At 55.1% G+C, this 18,155-nt stretch carries 12 protein-coding genes, 1 pseudogene and 1 other annotated feature; of the genes and pseudogenes, 6 read left to right on the top strand and 7 right to left on the bottom strand.

From position 1 onward, the window contains the following. Nucleotides 1-114: 114 nt before the first annotated feature. The 3 genes from acnA to topA form a co-directional block, all read right to left on the bottom strand. Nucleotides 115-2,787, bottom strand: a complete 2,673-nt coding sequence (acnA, locus tag KAJ71_RS19905) for an aconitate hydratase AcnA (RefSeq protein ID WP_248947250.1) — start codon at nt 2,785-2,787, stop codon at nt 115-117. 228 nt (nt 2,788-3,015) lie between these two features. Next, a complete protein-coding gene (gene cysB / locus KAJ71_RS19900; protein WP_248947249.1) occupies nt 3,016-3,990 on the bottom strand; it encodes an HTH-type transcriptional regulator CysB in 975 nt (324 codons plus the stop codon). A gap of 364 nt (nt 3,991-4,354) precedes the next feature. Then, a complete protein-coding gene (gene topA / locus KAJ71_RS19895) occupies nt 4,355-6,964 on the bottom strand; it encodes a type I DNA topoisomerase (RefSeq protein WP_248947248.1) in 2,610 nt (869 codons plus the stop codon). Nucleotides 6,965-7,390: 426 nt separating this feature from the next. Between topA and KAJ71_RS19890 the strand changes: the two genes are divergently transcribed. Next, nucleotides 7,391-7,642: a YciN family protein gene (locus tag KAJ71_RS19890; RefSeq protein WP_021181261.1), complete on the top strand. Its 252-nt coding sequence runs from the start codon at nt 7,391-7,393 to the stop codon at nt 7,640-7,642. A 49-nt stretch (nt 7,643-7,691) separates the two neighbouring features. Here KAJ71_RS19890 and sohB read toward each other — a convergent pair whose 3' ends face one another. After that, a complete protein-coding gene (gene sohB / locus KAJ71_RS19885) occupies nt 7,692-8,738 on the bottom strand; it encodes a protease SohB (protein ID WP_248947247.1) in 1,047 nt (348 codons plus the stop codon). A 382-nt stretch (nt 8,739-9,120) separates the two neighbouring features. Here sohB and KAJ71_RS19880 point away from each other — a divergent pair, with 382 nt between their 5' ends. Next, the gene (locus KAJ71_RS19880; protein WP_248947246.1) at nt 9,121-9,882 is read left to right on the top strand and encodes a YciK family oxidoreductase; all 762 of its coding nucleotides are present in this window, start codon (nt 9,121-9,123) and stop codon (nt 9,880-9,882) included. 13 nt (nt 9,883-9,895) lie between these two features. Then, on the top strand, nt 9,896-10,486 hold the full coding sequence (gene cobO / locus KAJ71_RS19875) for a cob(I)yrinic acid a,c-diamide adenosyltransferase (protein WP_248947245.1): 591 nt from the start codon (nt 9,896-9,898) through the stop codon (nt 10,484-10,486). A gap of 46 nt (nt 10,487-10,532) precedes the next feature. On the opposite strand, the gene rluB is transcribed toward cobO, so the two are convergent. From rluB to rnm, 3 genes are all read right to left on the bottom strand, one after another. Further along, nucleotides 10,533-11,432, bottom strand: coding sequence for a 23S rRNA pseudouridine(2605) synthase RluB (gene rluB, locus KAJ71_RS19870; protein WP_248947244.1), 900 nt, complete (start codon nt 11,430-11,432; stop codon nt 10,533-10,535). Nucleotides 11,433-11,585: 153 nt separating this feature from the next. After that, on the bottom strand, nt 11,586-12,206 hold the full coding sequence (locus KAJ71_RS19865; protein ID WP_021181255.1) for an L-threonylcarbamoyladenylate synthase: 621 nt from the start codon (nt 12,204-12,206) through the stop codon (nt 11,586-11,588). Between the two features lie 48 nt (nt 12,207-12,254). Next, complete coding sequence (gene rnm / locus KAJ71_RS19860) at nt 12,255-13,142, bottom strand: RNase RNM (RefSeq protein WP_248947243.1); 888 nt, start codon at nt 13,140-13,142, stop codon at nt 12,255-12,257. Nucleotides 13,143-13,382: 240 nt separating this feature from the next. Then, nucleotides 13,383-13,487 (top strand) — a sequence feature (Trp leader region). Between the two features lie 28 nt (nt 13,488-13,515). Between rnm and KAJ71_RS19855 the strand changes: the two genes are divergently transcribed. From KAJ71_RS19855 to trpCF, 3 genes and pseudogenes are all read left to right on the top strand, one after another. Next, nucleotides 13,516-15,075: an anthranilate synthase component 1 gene (locus KAJ71_RS19855; protein ID WP_248947242.1), complete on the top strand. Its 1,560-nt coding sequence runs from the start codon at nt 13,516-13,518 to the stop codon at nt 15,073-15,075. Further along, nucleotides 15,075-16,671 (top strand): annotated as a pseudogene (gene trpD, locus KAJ71_RS19850) (bifunctional anthranilate synthase glutamate amidotransferase component TrpG/anthranilate phosphoribosyltransferase TrpD). The gene KAJ71_RS19855 and the pseudogene trpD overlap by 1 nt, the downstream one beginning before the upstream one ends. A 3-nt stretch (nt 16,672-16,674) precedes the next feature. Further along, nucleotides 16,675-18,042 carry a bifunctional indole-3-glycerol-phosphate synthase TrpC/phosphoribosylanthranilate isomerase TrpF gene (trpCF, locus tag KAJ71_RS19845; RefSeq protein WP_248947258.1) on the top strand — a complete coding sequence of 456 codons (1,368 nt, stop codon included), beginning with the start codon at nt 16,675-16,677 and terminating at the stop codon, nt 18,040-18,042. Nucleotides 18,043-18,155 lie beyond the last annotated feature (113 nt).

Here is an 18,155-nt window from a genome sequence, read left to right as displayed (position 1 = left end):
TCCCATGAGTAGCATTACTGGCAGAGCCAAAAAGCCGATAACCACGTCCATAGGACGTGGTATTCAGTTAGAAATAACAACAAGGGCGCCTTCTGGCGCCCTTGTTCTTTCTATCTACAGCATTTTACGGATAACGTAGTGCAGGATGCCGTCGTTCTGGTAATAAGTCAGCTCATTGCCAGTATCAATTCGGCAACGGGTATTCACCACCACCTGCCTGCCATCAGCATAAGTGATATTAACCGGTACCGTCTGGCCGGGTTGCAACGCCTGTAAACCAATCACGTCGATCAGTTCCTCCCCCGTCAAACCCAGCGTTTTGCGCGTTATTCCCTGCGAGAACTCCAGCGGCAAGATGCCCATACCGATCAGGTTGGAACGGTGGATGCGCTCAAAAGACTCCGCGATCACCACTCGCACCCCCAATAAACGCGGGCCTTTGGCTGCCCAGTCGCGGCTGGAGCCGGAGCCATACTCTTTACCGGCAATCACAGCCAGTGGTATCTGCTCCTGCTGATACTGCATGGCGGCGTCATAGATCGCCATTTGATTCTGCGAAGGCAGATGGCGGGTATAACCGCCCTCCACGCCCGGAACCATTTCGTTGCGGATACGGATGTTGGCGAAGGTGCCCCGCATCATCACTTCGTGGTTACCACGGCGCGAACCATAAGAGTTGAACTCTTTCGCCTCTACGCCACGTTCGCTCAGGTAGCGCCCCGCCGGACTGTCACGTTTGATGTTACCTGCCGGGGAGATATGGTCAGTCGTCACCGAGTCCGCCAGGATTGCCAGAATACGCGCACCGTGAATGTCCTGCACCAGATCAGGTTGCGCCTTCATGGTACTGAAAAATGGCGGATGGCGAATATAGGTAGAGTCGGCTTGCCATTCATAGGTCGCGGAGCCGGTCACCTGGATCGCTTGCCATTCAGCGTCACCGTCAAACACTGCACCATATTCCTTATGGAACATTTCGGTGCTGACCTCGGCCACCGCCTGAGCAATCTCCTGACTGGTAGGCCAGATATCCTTCAGATAGACCGGTTTGCCATCGCGGCCTTCGCCCAACGCCTCTTTGGTCAGGTCTACCTTCATGTTACCTGCCAGCGCATAGGCTACCACCAGCGGCGGTGAAGCCAGCCAGTTTGTTTTAACCAGCGGATGGATACGCCCTTCAAAGTTACGGTTACCGGACAGCACGGCGCCTACGGTGATATCTCCTGCCTTGATCGCCTGCTCAATCGGTTCGGGCAACGGGCCGGAGTTACCAATACAGGTCGTGCAACCGTAGCCAACCAGGTTAAAGCCCAGTTGTTCCAGGTACGGCGTCAATTTGGCGCGATCGAAGTATTCGGTCACCACTTTGGAACCGGGCGCCAGTGAGGTTTTCACCCAAGGCTTGGTCTTCAAGCCCTTTTCAACGGCCTTTTTGGCCAACAGGCCAGCAGCCATCATCACACTCGGGTTGGAGGTGTTGGTACAGGAGGTAATAGCTGCGATCACGACCGCGCCGGTATGTAGCTCCAAGCTTTTGCCACCCAACGTGAAACTTTTCGCTTCCTGCTTATCTTTCTTACCACCAATTTCCAGCTCGGTCGCGGCGGTGAATGCTGTTGGCACCTGCGGCAACGCGACACGGTCCTGCGGGCGTTTTGGCCCAGCCAGACTGGCCTCAACCGTCGACATATCCAGCGATAGCGTGCTGGTAAACACCGGTTCATCGCCTGGATTGCGCCACATCCCCTGAGCCTTGGCATAGGCTTCTACCAATGCGATCTGCTCAGCGCTACGGCCACTTAACTGCAGGTAGCCTAGCGTTACGTCATCGACCGGGAAGAAGCCACAGGTTGCCCCGAACTCTGGCGACATGTTGGCAATGGTTGCCCGGTCCGCCAGCGGCAAGTCGGCCAGCCCATCACCATAAAACTCAACGAACTTGCCAACCACTCCGTGCTTACGCAGCATTTGGGTAACGGTCAGCACCAGGTCGGTGGCCGTGATGCCCTCGGATAACTTACCGCTGAGTTTAAAGCCCACCACATCCGGGATTAGCATGGAAACCGGCTGGCCCAGCATGGCAGCTTCGGCCTCAATACCACCGACGCCCCAACCCAAGATACCCAGGCCATTAATCATGGTGGTGTGAGAATCAGTGCCCACCAAAGTATCGGGATAAGCAATGCGTTGGCCATTCTCTTCGGTGTGCCAAACGGTTTGCCCCAGATACTCCAGGTTCACCTGATGGCAGATACCCGTGCCGGGCGGCACCACGCGGAAGCGGTTGAAGGCCTTTTGCCCCCAGCGCAGGAAGGTGTAGCGTTCGTGGTTGCGCTCCATTTCGATACGCACGTTCTCACCAAAGGCAGCATCGTCGCCAAACTCATCGACAGTAACCGAGTGGTCAATGACCAGATCGACCGGTGATAGCGGATTCACCTGCTCGACTTTCCCTCCCAGACGCAGAACCGCCTCACGCATTGCCGCCAAATCCACCACGGCAGGCACGCCGGTGAAATCCTGCATCAGCACCCGCGCCGGGCGATAGGCGATTTCCCGATCGGCATGGCCGGTTTGTAACCAGCCTACGATCGCCTTCAAATCGTCAACCTGTACCGTATCACCATCCACATGGCGCAACAGGTTTTCCAGTAACACTTTCATCGATTTCGGCAGCCGGTCAATATCCCCTAACTGTCTGGCCGCCAGCGGCAAACTGTAATAGTGATACTCACTACCCAGTGCTACCAGCTTATCCATACTCGTTTTACGAAGATCGGACGACATAGCTCCTCCACTTTTTATTATGTCAAACCAGGGTAATTACTGAGGTCTTATTTAAAGATAACACAAACCCCATGTAACGTTTTGATAACAACACGTTTTGATCATAACGATAAGCAAGAGCGATCAAAGGCAGGAAGCTACTGGTTGGTCAATCAGTTAGCAGGCGTCAGACAACGAAAAACCGCCCTTCGGCGGTTTAAATGGTTTAATGCGGCTCAAGTTAACGGCCTATTTGGTCGGCAGCAAAATGTCCTTGAACATAGCCTCGATCTCTTCATTGGTGCGCAAAGCTACGGCGGTATCGACTACGTCGCGCGTCAGATGCGGTGCGAAGCGCTGGATAAAGTCGTACATATAGCTGCGCAGGAAGGTACTGCGGCGGAAACCGATCTTGGTGGTGCTATAGGTGAAGATATCGCGAGCATCCACCATCACCAAATCCGGATCCTGCACCGGATCAACCGCCATGCTGGCGATCACGCCAACACCCAGCCCCAGGCGTACATAAGTCTTGATCACGTCAGCATCGGTAGCGGTGAACACGATACGCGGCGTCAGCCCCGCCCGGTTAAACGCCGTATCCAGCTCTGAGCGCCCCGTAAAACCGAAGGTATAAGTGACGATAGGATACTCGGCCAACTCTTCAATGGTGATGTGGCTTTTGCCCGCTAACGGGTGATCGGGCTTCACTACCACCGCCCGGTTCCAGTGGTAGCAAGGCAGCATGATTAAATCGTCGTACAGGTGCAACGCTTCCGTGGCGATGGCAAAGTCTGCCGAGCCTTTGGAAACCGCTTCGGCAATCTGCGTTGGCGAGCCTTGGTGCATATGCAGCGACACGCGCGGGTAACGCTCGATAAAGCCTTTAATCACATTGGGCAAAGCATAACGCGCCTGAGTATGGGTAGTTGCCACATACAGCGAACCTTTGTCTGGGTAAGTATGCTCCCCGGCAACGGCCTTGATGGCCTCCACTTTGGACAGCACTTCGCGGGCAATGCGGATAATTTCCTGGCCAGCAGGCGTCACCTGGGTAAGGTGCTTGCCGCTACGGGCGAAAATCTGGATGCCTAGCTCATCCTCCAGCATCCTCACCTGCTTACTGATACCCGGTTGCGAGGTATAGAGACCTTCAGCCGTAGAAGAGACGTTGAGGTTATGATTCACCACTTCTACGATGTAACGAAGTTGCTGCAATTTCATATTTTAATACCATCCTAGGTTAAAACACTGCGGCTTACCGCAGCCAGGTATCTCGGTGTTGCCCCAGTATGCTTAATTATCACAAGCCTCAAACACAGTGATTTCGCCCAGATGCTGATGAAAACGCCGTTTTTAATAAGCTTTAATCATAAAAAACGTTTTTATATAACCATTATATCATGTCACGGCACCATGTATAGATCCGCTTCACAAGATGATAACGATCTTTTCGCATGATTATCAACGCCGAGGCTTGCCGATAAAAATAAGAAAAAGCAGAAAAGAATAGATCCGCCAGCCGATTTTCGCCAATAAAAAACCAGCTCTGTGAGCTGGTTTTTTTAGTACTGGCTTGGCATCAAGGTTACTTTTTGCCTTCAATCCATTTGCCATCAACAAAGAATGCGGACCAGCCTGTGGCCTTGCCGTCTTTCTCTGATGAGACATACTGCTGCTTGGTTTTACGGCTGAAGCGCACCATCGTCTTGTTGCCTTCAGGATCAGCCACTGGCGCATCGGCCAGATAGCGCAATTTCTCCGGTAAACGATCTTTGAAGCGCAGCAACTCTTCCACTAACGGCGCACGGGTTTCGCGCGATTTAGGGAAGGTGTTGGCCGCCAGGAACACCCCTGCCGCTCCATCACGCAACACAAAGTAGGCGTCCGATTTCTCGCACGGCAACTCTGGCAGCGGGACTGGATCCTCTTTCGGCGGAGCAACTTCACCGCTGCGCAGGATCTTACGGGTGTTCTTGCAGTTTTCGTTGGTACAACCCATGTACTTACCAAAGCGCCCCATTTTCAGGTGCATTTCGGAACCACATTTCTCACACTCAACGATCGGGCCGTCGTAACCTTTCAGGCGGAATTCGCCCTGCTCGATTTCGTAGCCATCACAAGCCGGGTTGTTACCGCACACGTGCAGCTTACGCTGGTTGTCGATCAGGTAGCTGTCCATCGCGGTGCCGCACTTCTGGCAACGCTTACGGGCACGCAAGGCGTTGGTTTCTGCATCATCCCCTTCGAGGATGTTCAGCACTTCCGCTTCCGGCACCAGGTTGATGGTGGTTTTACAGCGCTCTTTCGGCGTCAGCGCGTAGCCGGAACAGCCGAGGAACACGCCGGTGCTGGCGGTGCGGATGCCCATCTTGCGGCCACAGGTCGGGCAGTCAATGCTGGTCATCACCATCTGGTTCGGGCGCATACCGCCCTCTTCAGGGTCCTTCTCGGCGGTTTCCAACTGCTCGCTGAATTCGGCAAAGAATTCGTCCAGCACCGCTTTCCATTCAGCCTGGTTGTTGGCAACCTGATCCAGGCCATTTTCCATGCGTGCAGTGAAGTCGTAATTCATCAGCTCACGGAAGTTTTCTTCCAGGCGATCGGTAACGATCTCACCCATTTTTTCCGCGTAGAACCGGCGGCTCTCTACCCGCACATAGCCACGATCCTGAATGGTCGAGATGATCGAGGCATAGGTAGATGGACGGCCAATCCCGCGTTTTTCCAACTCTTTAACCAGTGAGGCTTCACTGTAACGTGCCGGTGGCTTGGTAAAGTGCTGGCTCGGGATCAGTTTTTGCAGATCCAGCTCGCTGCCCACTTCCACAAACGGCAAGGTGCGATCTTCATCGCCCTTACGCAGCGCAGGCATTACCTTGGTCCAACCATCGAAACGCAGCGTACGGCCTTTGGCTCGCAGCAGGAAGTCGTCGGCTTTCACCGTCAGCGTGGTGGAGTCGTATTGCGCCGGTGTCATCTGACAGGCGACGAACTGACGCCAGATCAGCTGATACAGTTTCTGCGCATCCGCTTCCATATCTTTCAGCTGTTCAGCCAATACGCTGACATCGGAAGGGCGGATCGCTTCGTGCGCTTCCTGGGAGTTTTCTTTGCTGCTGTATTGATTAGGCGCCTTCGGCAGGTATTTTTCGCCGAAGTTGTCACCGATGTAACCGCGCACCATGTTGACCGCATCCTGGCTCAGGTTGGTGGAGTCGGTACGCATATAGGTGATATGACCCGCTTCATACAGACGCTGCGCCATCATCATGGTTTTCTTCACGCCGAAGCTCAGACGAGTACTGGCAGCCTGTTGCAGCGTGGAGGTGATGAACGGCGCACCCGGTTTACTACTGGTCGGTTTGTCTTCACGATCCAGCACGGTATAACGGGCTTTTTCCAGCAGGTTGAGCGCGGCATGAGTCTGCTCACGGTTAACCGGTTTGAAGGGCTTATCGTGGGCGTGGGTGACTTCCATCTGCAGCGCGATTTCACCTTTCGCCAACAGATCGGCATGCAGCTCCCAGTATTCTTCGGGTACGAACGCTTTGATGTCGCGCTCACGCTCCACCACCAGCCGTACCGCAACGGACTGCACCCTGCCAGCAGACAGGCCACGGGCAATTTTTTTCCACAGCAGTGGCGACACCATATAGCCCACCACGCGGTCCATAAAGCGACGCGCCTGCTGTGCGTTGACACGATCGATATTCAGCTCGCCTGGCGCTTGGAACGCCTGCTGGATCGCATTTTTGGTGATTTCGTTAAACACCACGCGGCTAAAGCGTTTGTCGTCCCCACCGATCACTTCCCGCAGGTGCCAAGCGATGGCTTCCCCTTCGCGGTCAAGGTCGGTTGCGAGATAGATGTGGTCAGCATTTTCGGCTAACGACTTTAACTCGGCGACCACTTTTTCCTTACCGGGCAAAATCTCATATTGCGCTTCCCACCCGTGGTAAGGATCGACGCCCATGCGATTGACCAGCGCGGTCTTTTCATCTTTCTTGACTTTCTTTTTGGCTTTGTCTTTGGTTTTGTCTTCGGCTGACTCAGCGCTCTTTTTGCTAGCTGAGCCACTGGTCGGCAAATCACGGATATGACCAACGCTGGACTTCACCACGTAGTCATTACCTAAATATTTATTAATAGTTTTGGCTTTTGCCGGGGACTCAACTATTACGAGAGCTTTGCCCATAATTACCTTTACCTGATTTTAATACTTCTAAAAAGAAGCCATTTGTCTCGCCGTACCGCGGCAATTCGTATCTCTTATTTATATTGCGGTACTCTGGCAAGAGATCAACCTGTTTTTTTCTAATGGTGGCCTAACTGGTCAACCTGAACGCATTTTGCCAGCCTAAGTTGTTCACGCCAAACCCCAGAGGCCAGGCCAGCTATGACCTGCGTTGATCGTAAACAAATCCTTCCACCGGAAGCCGCAAAATCCCACACTCTACCTGATAACAAACGCGACGCAACTTAATTAGCGCGGAAAAACGCATTTCGCCATGGCAAGCCAAATCACTGGCCATCCAGATGGCAATTAAACCTTAGCTGGTTTGCGGACAAACGCGAACCCGCGCTAGAATACGTTCAGAATTTTCGCTAGCAGGAGAAATAAATGCGTAACAACACTCAACCCATCGAACGAGCAGATCTGCTTACCGAAGCAAATAACATCATCCGCCAACATGAAGATTATATGCACGGTATGGTGGCCACCGACGTTGAGCAGAAAGGCAGCGTGTTGGTTTTCCGCGGCGAGTTCTTTTTAGATCCCGAGGGGCTGCCAACGGCAAAAACCACCGCCGTATTTAATATGTTTAAGCACCTGGCCCATGTGCTTTCTGAGAAATATCATCTGGTGGATTAACCATTAAAAACGGGGCCATCTGGCCCCGTGTAATCATAGCCTTGCTGGCTTACAACAGCGGTTTCTCACCGCGTTGCCACCAGCGCAACAGCAGACGATCGGCGCTCTCCGCCGCACTGCCGGTAAAGCGGTCGATCAGGCGTTTACGGCGAGCATAGCGCACCCCTACCACCTCATGATTTTCCATCTCGGCAATCAGCAGATCGTCACTGGTGCCGACCGCGTCAACCAGCCCTTTATCTTTCGCCTGAGTGCCATACCAATGCTCACCGGTCGCGACCTCTTCGATAGCCAATGAAGGGCGTTGCTGATGAACAAACTGTTTGAACAACTCGTGGGTTTCGTTCAGATCTTCACGGAATTTTTCCCGCCCTTGTTCGGTATTCTCACCAAACAGGGTCAAGGTGCGTTTGAACTGCCCGGCGGTGTGCAACTCCACATCGATATTGCTCTTTTGCAGCAAGCGATGGAAGTTGGGGATCTGCGCAACCACACCTATCGACCCGATGATGGCGAACGGTGCCGCCACAATGCGATCGGCCACGCAGGCCATCATGTAACCGCCGCTGGCCGCGACCTTATCCACCGCCACCGTCAGGCGGATACCGCCCTTGCGCAGGCGCTCCAGCTGCGAGGCTGCCAGACCATAACCGTGCACCACCCCACCAGGGCTCTCCAAACGCAGCAACACCTCGTCTTTGGCCGTCGCTACCGCCAATACGGCAGAGATCTCTTCACGCAGTGAACTGACCTCATGGGCATCCATACTTCCCTTGAAGTCCAGCACATACAGGCAAGGTTTGGCTGCCTCTACCGCACCCGCTTTGGCTCGCTGCTTTTTCAGCTTGTCGTCGGCCTTGTTCTGCTTTTTGAACTGCTTGCTCCAGGCCTTCTGCTCTGCCTCCCCCATGCGGGCAAGGCGCATTTCCCGCTGCATTTCACGATATTGCTCACCCAGGTCGGTAAGCTGTAGTTCCCCTTTCTGCTGACTCTTGCGCTGCCCGAGGCTCACCGCCAGTAACGCCAGCGCGGCAATAGCAATCACCACCGTGGCGACTTTGGCCAGAAAAAGGCCATAAACAGATATAAACTCCACAGATACCGCCTTTATTTACAGTTTGTTAGTGTGATCCCGTTCATTTTAGCCAATCGCCACCAAGGCTGTCGCGCCTAAATGAAAATTCAGATTGATGAACGGCTCAGCATGCTGCGCACCTTCGTGCTATGGGGTTGCCAACATCCATAACCAAGCCGCTATTGTACCGTTTTTGTTACAAAAGAATGCCGTTTATGTGGGTTACTCATTGAAAATGCGATCCATTTCAGGCATATAACAGACATCATTCATTAAAGTGCTGACAAAAATTCGCGGCGGATCGCCAATGTGGTTGAGCACCCCTGCTCCTGCCAGCGATTCGTTATCTACCCGAGCTCCCAGCCATAGTGCGAGAGCCGCCAACCAGGCGCGAGGAACTATTGTGCATTACCAACCCAAGCAGGATTTGCTCGAACAACGAATTATTCTGGTGACCGGGGCGGGCGACGGCATTGGCCGTGAAGCGGCGCTGACCTACGCTCGTTACGGTGCGCAACTGGTGCTGCTTGGCCGCACGGAAAGCAAGCTGCAGGCCGTTCAGGCCGAAATTGCCGCCATCTCCTGCGCCCCAACGCATATCGTTACGCTGGATTTGCTACACGCCACGCCAGAGCAGTGCCAAGCTCTGGCTGAAGATTTGACCACCAAGGTGCCACGCCTGGACGGTGTGTTGCAAAACGCCGGTCTGTTGGGCGACATCGCCCCGATGGCCGAGCTTTCAATGACCATGTGGAACGAAGTGATGCAGGTCAACGTGAATGCCACCTTCATGCTCACCCAGGCGCTGCTGCCGTTGTTGCTGAATTCGAACGCGGGATCGCTGGTATTCACCAGTTCCAGCGTTGGCCGTACCGGCCGTGCCAACTGGGGAGCCTATGCGGTTTCCAAGTTTGCTACCGAGGGTATGATGCAGGTATTGGCCGATGAGTATAAGAATCGTAACTTGCGGGTAAATTGCATCAATCCTGGCGGAACTCGCACCAAAATGCGCGCATCCGCATTTCCACAGGAAGATAAAAACAAGCTGAAAACGCCGGCCGATATCATGCCGCTGTATCTGTATTTGATGGGCGATGACAGCCGTCGTAAAACCGGCATGAGCTTCGATGCTCAGCCCAATCGCAAACCCGGCGCCGCCGAATAAGGAAGCTTTTAACATGGCTGAAGATCGTCACCAACAACGTCAGCAACGGCTGAAAGAACAGGTGGATGCCCGCATTGCCGCCGCACAGGAAACCCGTGGTCTATTACTGATCTTTACCGGCAATGGCAAAGGCAAGACCACCGCCGCATTCGGCACCGTCACCCGTGCCGTCGGCCACGGTATGAAGGCCGGGGTGATCCAGTTTATCAAAGGCCAGTGGCCTAACGGCGAGAAAAACCTGCTGCAACAGCACGGCGTGGAGTTTCAGGTGATGGCGACCGGCTTTACCTGGGAAACTCAGGATCGGGAAAGCGATACCGCCGCCTGCCAGGCCGTCTGGCAACACGCTAAGCGAATGTTGGCCGACAACAGCCTGGATATGGTGCTGATGGACGAGTTGACCTATATGGTGAGCTACGGCTATTTAGAGCTGGAAGAGCTGCTGGAGGCGCTTGCGCAGCGTCCGGCACACCAGACGGTGATTATCACCGGGCGTGGCTGTCATCGTGATTTGCTGGAGTTAGCGGATACCGTTACGGAGATGCGGCCAGTGAAGCATGCGTTTGAAGCTGGGATCAAGGCTCAGCAGGGAATTGACTGGTAGCAGAATAATCCGTGGCCTGCCTGATAGCGCGGCCACGGAAACAGATTTACTTGCGCTTGGCAGGCTTGGCCGGTTTGCTGCCGCCTGGTGCGCTACGACGGCTGCCGGGTGCAACCTGGCTGTGGCGTTTTACCGCACGGCGGATCTGGTTGGCCTTCACACGGCGGCGATCACGTTCCACCGGCAGTTTGCTGACGGTTTCCGGTTGTAATTCCACCAGCTCACGCAGATAGTTGGTCGCCTTGAGATCCAGCTCGGTATAGCCGCCACGAGGCAAGCCTTTTGGCAGATCGATATCCCCGTAACGCACGCGGATCAAACGGCTTACCTGCACGCCAACGGCTTCCCACAGGCGACGAACTTCACGGTTACGGCCTTCGGTCAGCGTGACGTTGTACCACTGGTTGATCCCTTCACCACCCTGGAAGGTGATGGTGCGGAATGCCGCAGGGCCATCTTCCAGTTGGACACCTTTGCTCAGTTGCTTGAGCTTTTCGTCGTCGATCTGGCCAAATACGCGCACGGCGTATTCACGTTCAACTTCGCGGCTTGGGTGCATCAGGCGGTTAGCTAGTTCACCGTCGGTGGTAAACAGCAGCAAGCCTGATGTATTCACGTCCAAACGCCCTACCGCTACCCAGCGAGAGCCACGCAGTTTTGGCAGGCGATCGAAGACCGTTGGGCGACCTTCTGGATCGCTACGGGTACAGAGTTCGCCTTCCGGCTTGTAATAAGCCAGCACGCGGCAAACCGTTTCTTCAGATTCTTTGATCGAGATAACGTGACCGTCCAGACGAATCTTCATCCCGGCGACGACTTCAACGCGGTCGCCCAGTTTGGCGATCTTGCCGTCGACGCTGATGCGACCCGCCTCAATCATGGTTTCTATTTCACGACGCGAGCCATGGCCCGCATTCGCTAATACTTTCTGTAACTTTTCGCTCATTGAGCAGCCTCTAGTGTCGCCTTCACAGGCGTCGGGGGGACTTTGCCGCCACTCTCACCAAGGAGAGACGGCCGCAAAGATTAGCACTTGGTCAAAACCAACCGTTTATTATACAGGCTTTGCCCCTCCTTGGCACTGACTTCGTCCGGCGGTTTAGCGGAAAGGCGCTGGATCGCCCGCCCCTTCACGGATCACTTCGGGAGAGGATTCTGTCAGATCGATAACCGTGGTCGGCTGCTGGCCCAGGAAACCACCGTGGATCACCAGATCCACCTGCTTGCCGAGGTGTTCGCTGATCTCTTCCGGATCGGATTCGGCAAAGTCATTGCCTGGCAGCATCAGCGTGGTCGACATCATTGGCTCATTGAGCACTTCCAGCAATGCCAGAGCGATCGGGTTGGACGGTACACGCAAGCCGATAGTTTTACGCTTGTCATTCATCAGGCGACGAGGCACTTCTTTGGTCGCTTTCAGGATAAAGGTGTAGTTGCCTGGCGTATTGTTCTTGATCAGTCTAAACGACGAGTTGTCCACGTAGGCATAGGTCGACAACTCGGACAGATCGCGGCACATCAGCGTGAAATTGTGGTTGCCGTCCAACTGGCGAATACGGCAGATACGCTCCAAGGCCGTCTTCTCTTCAAGTTTACAGCCCAGCGCGTAGCCAGAATCGGTTGGATAGACGATCACACCACCCTTGCGCAGCACCTCTACGGCCTGATTGACCAGGCGCGGCTGCGGATTGTCCGGGTGAATATAAAATAGCTGGCTCATCTGTAACTCCTGAAAATGATGCACGCGAACGACAACGCCCGCGTTAAATCAATTTACGTTGCTCTCTTGGGGCTGTGGCCAATCTCGCCACACCGGTTCAACACCGCCGGGTAACCACAGTTTGCGCCCCAACTCAATCCACGAACAGGGCTGATGGAAATCCGAACCCTGAGACGCCAATAATTGGTAGTCCTGCGCATATTTAGCCAACACCGTACGCTCATGAGGAGCTTGCTGACACTGCGCCACCTCCATCGCATCGCCGCCGTGTTCGGCAAAATAGGCGAGCAGACGTTTCAGCCATTTGGCCGTCAGATCGTAACGGCCCGGATGCGCCATCACCGCTTGGCCACCGGATTGATGAATGACATCAATGGCTTGTTCTATTGTACACCACTGCGGCGGAACATAGCCGATTTTCCCTTTGGCGAGATACTTCTTGAACACCTGAGCCATGTTATCAGCCATGCCCTGTTGCACCAGAAAACGGGCAAAATGCCCTCTGGTGACCGCCCCATCCCCCGCCAGCAGTTGCGCTCCGGCATAGGCATCGGGAATGCGCGCTTTCGCTAACCGAACGCCGATTTCTTGCGCACGCAGATTACGGCGCTCACTCTGTTCGAACAGGAGTTGTAACAGTGCCGGATGGGTGATATCGAGCCCCAGCCCAACGATGTGGATCTCATGGTTTTCCCACAGCGTAGAAATCTCCACACCGTTAACCAGCTGCAAGGGCAAGGCAAGATCCGCTATCGCGGCTGCGGCCTCTGCCAATCCGTTAGTGGTGTCGTGATCGGTAATAGCCAGCACGCCAACGCGCATCTCAACGGCTCGTTGCACCAACTGAGTCGGCGTTAAATAGCCGTCCGAAGCGGTGGTGTGGCTGTGGAGATCGTACAGGGTAAAAGCGGAGGGTTGTGGGCTGCTGTCTGTCAAAAGGGATATCCTGCGATGGCTTGGCTTTCTATCATACCCGTTATGGCTGGCCAGACGGAAATCTATTCTGCCGGTAGCGCTCCCGATAGATTAATCATTTCACTCTGGCCGCTAATATATTGTGCAAAAAGAGAGTTGACATTGCCTCTTCGTTCCAGTTAACTAGTACACAAGTTCACGGCAATCACCGTGTTGGATGATTATACAGAGAGCACAATGATGACTAAGCACACTTCTCTTCTTCGCTGGTGGCGTACTTCCCAATCAAGGGTCGAGTAATCACGCATACCTGTCATCTGACACTGCAGATTCCCTAGGCCCGCTCATTACAGCGGGCTTTTTTATGGACAAGATTTGACTGGAACTACCGAAGATGAACATCAAACCACAGCTCAAACTACTCACGTCACAGGCCGGTTACCGCAGCGACACAACGGCGATTTTTCATCAGCTGTGCGGCGCTCGCCCTGCCACCCTGTTGCTGGATTCGGCGGAAATCAACAGCAAGCAGAACCTGAAAAGCCTGCTGATTGTCGACAGTGCCCTGCGCATTACCGCCTTGGGCCGTAAGGTCAGCCTTCAGGCGCTAACTGCTAACGGCGCAGCCCTGCTGCCACTGTTGGATGAAGCCTTACCTGCCGACGTTAAGATCCAGGCTCGCCCTAATGGCCGTGAGTTGACCTTCCCGGCAATTGATACGGTACAAGACGAAGATGCTCGCCTGCGTTCATTATCAGTGTTTGATGCATTGCGCACGATGCTGACGCTGGTCGATGTCCCAGCCGATGAGCGTGAAGCTATGCTGCTCGGCGGGCTGTTTGCTTATGATCTGGTGGCCGGGTTTGAAGATCTGCCAGAGTTGCGCCAAGACCAGCGCTGCCCGGACTTCTGCTTCTATCTGGCGGAAACGCTGCTGGTGCTGGATCACCAGCGCGGCGTGGCTCGCCTGCAAGCCAGCGTCTTTACCGGTGAAAGCGCCGAAACCCTGCGTTTGCAGCAGCGTCTCGAACAGCTTCAGGTGCAATTGCAGCAAACTCCAATCGCCATTCCTCATCAGAAACTGGAAGACATGCAGCTGAGCTGCAATCAGAGCGATGAAGAGTACGGCGCGGTAGTCAGCCAGTTGCAGCAGGCCATCCGCCACGGTGAGATTTTCCAGGTGGTGCCCTCTCGTCGCTTCTCTCTACCTTGCCCTAACCCATTGGCGGCTTACCAGACGCTGAAGGAAAACAATCCAAGCCCGTACATGTTCTTTATGCAGGACAACGAGTTCACCTTGTTCGGTGCCTCGCCGGAAAGCGCACTGAAATATGAAGCCACCAGCCGCCAGATCGAAATCTACCCGATTGCAGGTACTCGTCCACGCGGACGCCGCGCTGATGGTTCACTGGATCTGGATCTCGACAGCCGCATCGAACTGGAAATGCGCACCGACCATAAAGAGCTAGCGGAACACCTGATGCTGGTCGACCTGGCCCGCAACGATCTGGCCCGCATCTGTGAAGCTGGCAGCCGCTATGTGGCCGACCTGACCAAGGTAGACCGTTACTCATTCGTGATGCACCTGGTTTCCCGAGTGGTCGGCAAGCTGCGTGACGATCTCGACGTGCTACATGCTTATCAGGCCTGTATGAATATGGGCACGCTGAGCGGCGCACCGAAAGTGCGCGCCATGCAGCTGATTGCCGCCTCTGAAGGCACACGCCGTGGCAGTTACGGCGGCGCAGTGGGCTACTTTACCGCTCACGGCGATCTCGATACCTGTATTGTCATCCGCTCCGCGTATGTTGAGGACGGTGTTGCCACCGTGCAGGCCGGTGCCGGTGTAGTGCTGGACTCAATCCCGCAGGCGGAAGCCGATGAAACCCGTAACAAGGCACGTGCCGTGCTGCGTGCCATCGCCAGCGCGCACCAGGCCAAGGAGATTTTCTAATGGCCGATATCTTACTGCTCGACAACGTCGACTCCTTTACTTACAACCTGGTCGATCAGCTGCGTGCCAGCGGCCATCAGGTCGTGATTTACCGTAACCAGATTGCCGCCGAGATCATCATCGCGCGTCTGCAACAGATGGAGCAGCCTATTTTGATGCTGTCCCCTGGCCCAGGTACTCCAGCCGAGGCCGGTTGTATGCCCGAGCTGTTACAACGCCTGCGCGGCCAGATGCCAATCATCGGTATCTGTCTCGGTCATCAGGCGATTGTGGAAGCCTATGGCGGCCATGTTGGCCAGGCCGGTGAGATCTTGCACGGCAAGGCTTCGTCCATTACTCACGATAACCAGGGGATGTTTGCCGGTATGGCTAACCCGCTGCCGGTCGCCCGCTATCACTCGCTGGTCGGCAGCAATATCCCTGAAGGACTGACCGTCAATGCTCGCTTCGGCGACATGGTGATGGCAGTACGTCACGATGAACACCGCGTATGTGGTTTCCAATTCCATCCAGAATCCATTCTGACCACCCAGGGCGCGCGTTTGCTTGAGCAGACTTTAGCCTGGGCGCTGGCGAAATAATTAAGGGGAACTGACTATGCAACCTATTCTTGAAAAACTGTATCGCTCGGAGTCGATGAGCCAGGAAGAAAGCCAGCAGTTATTCAGCGCTATCGTGCGCGGTGAGCTGGAACCTAGCCAACTGGCGGCGGCATTGATCAGCATGAAGATCCGCGGTGAACGCCCGGAAGAGATCGCCGGGGCGGCCAAGGCGCTCTTGGCCGATGCCCAACCCTTCCCACGCCCGGACTATGCCTTCGCGGATATCGTCGGTACCGGCGGTGATGGCACCAACAGCATCAATATCTCTACGGCCAGCGCCTTTGTCGCTGCAGCCTGTGGGGTCAAGGTCGCCAAGCACGGCAACCGCAGCGTCTCCAGCCGTTCCGGTTCATCCGATCTGTTGGCCGCTTTCGGGATCCGCCTGGATCTGCCTGCGGAAGAATCCCGCAAGGCTTTGGATGAACTGGGCGTATGTTTCCTGTTTGCGCCGCAGTATCACACCGGGTTTCGCCATGCGATGCCAGTACGCCAACAGCTAAAGACCCGCACGGTGTTCAACGTACTCGGGCCGTTGATTAACCCGGCTCGCCCACCGTTGGCGGTAATTGGGGTCTATAGCCCGGAGCTGGTGCTGCCAATCGCCCAAACCCTGCGCGTACTGGGTTATCAACGCGCCGCCGTCGTGCACGGTGGTGGGATGGATGAAGTGGCGATCCACACCACCACTCACGTAGCCGAACTGAATGACGGCGAGATTGAAAGTTATCAACTGACGCCGAAATCCTTCGGGTTGGACAGCCACTCGCTGGACTCCCTGCTGGGTGGGTCTCCGGAAGAAAACCGTGACATTCTGGCAAGGTTGTTACAAGGTAAAGGCGAGCCAGCGCACGCCGCGGCAGTCGCCGCCAACGTCGCACTGTTGCTGAAACTATTCGGACAGGAAGACCTGCGCCAGAACGCGCAGCAGGCATTGGAAATGATCCACAGTGGGCAGGCTTACCAGCGTGTCACTGCTTTGGCAGCAAGAGGATAAATGATGCAGGAAACCGTGCTCAACAAGATTGTTCGTGACAAGGCACAGTGGGTCGCGGCACGTAAGCAACAACAGCCATTGGCCAGCTTTCAAAACGAAATCGTGCCAAGCGAGCGTAGTTTTTATCATGCACTACAAAGCACCAGAACGGCATTTATTCTCGAATGCAAGAAAGCCTCTCCTTCCAAAGGGCTGATCCGCGAGAATTTTGACCCGGTTGAAATCGCCTCGGTATATAAGGATTTCGCCTCGGCGATCTCGGTGCTGACCGATGAGCAATACTTCCAGGGCAGCTTCGATTTTCTTCCTCTGGTGAGTCGCACCGTGACCCAACCGGTGCTGTGTAAAGACTTTATGATCGACCCTTACCAGATCTATCTGGCGCGTCTTTATCAGGCCGACGCCATTCTGTTAATGCTGTCGGTGCTCGATGACGAACAATACCGCCAACTTGCCGCGGTGGCGCACAGCCTGAATATGGGCGTGCTGACCGAGGTGATAAGCGAAGAAGAATTACAGCGCGCGGTACAGCTCGAAGCCAAAGTGATTGGCATCAATAACCGCGACCTGCGCGATCTGTCTATCGATCTGGATCGCACCCGCACCCTGGCTCCTAGAGTGCCACATGGTGTGACGGTGATCAGCGAATCCGGCATCAATAACTATCGCCAGATCCGTGAACTCAGCCGCTATGCCAACGGTTTCCTGATCGGCAGTGCGTTGATGTCGGAAACCAACCTGCGCAGCGCGGTACGCCGTGTGATCCTAGGCGACAACAAAGTCTGTGGCCTGACCCGGCCACAAGATGCCGCTGCCGCTTATCAGGCCGGCGCCAACTACGGCGGTCTGATCTTCGTTGGCCGTTCCCCGCGTAACGTGGACATTGCCCGTGCCAGGGAAGTGATCGCCGGAGCGCCGTTGAAATATGTGGGCGTTTTCTGTGATGCGCCGATCGCTACGGTAGCGCAAACTGCCGAGCGCCTTGGTCTGCATGCGGTGCAACTGCACGGCGCGGAAGACCAGGCTTATATCAACGCCCTGCGCGCCGAGCTGCCAGCCACCTGTCAGATCTGGAAAGCCTTGAGCGTAAAAGACAGCCTACCCGCTCGCGATCTGAAACAGGTCGATCGTTACCTGCTGGATAACGGCGCTGGCGGTACCGGAGTTCGCTTTGACTGGTCAGTGTTGCAGGACCAAACGCTGGACAACGTGATGCTGGCTGGCGGCCTGAGTGCAGACAACTGCGTAGATGCGGCCCAGCTGGGCTGCGCGGGACTCGATTTCAACTCTGGCGTAGAGAGCCAACCCGGTATCAAAGATGCCGAGCGTCTGGCGGCGGTGTTCCAAACCCTACGCGCCTATACCCTATGAATTTCAAGTCACAGCTAGGCGACAAGCTCACTCATCCCCAGGAGCTTACTTTTGTCAGTGACTGGGGTGAGTGAGCGCAGGTAACAACGCTGTGGCTTGAAAGGCGACGGGTA

It is taken from the genome of Serratia silvae, from assembly GCF_023282985.1.
Taxonomy (GTDB): domain Bacteria; phylum Pseudomonadota; class Gammaproteobacteria; order Enterobacterales; family Enterobacteriaceae; genus Chania; species Chania silvae.
This window is presented reverse-complemented; position numbering and strand designations above follow the sequence as displayed.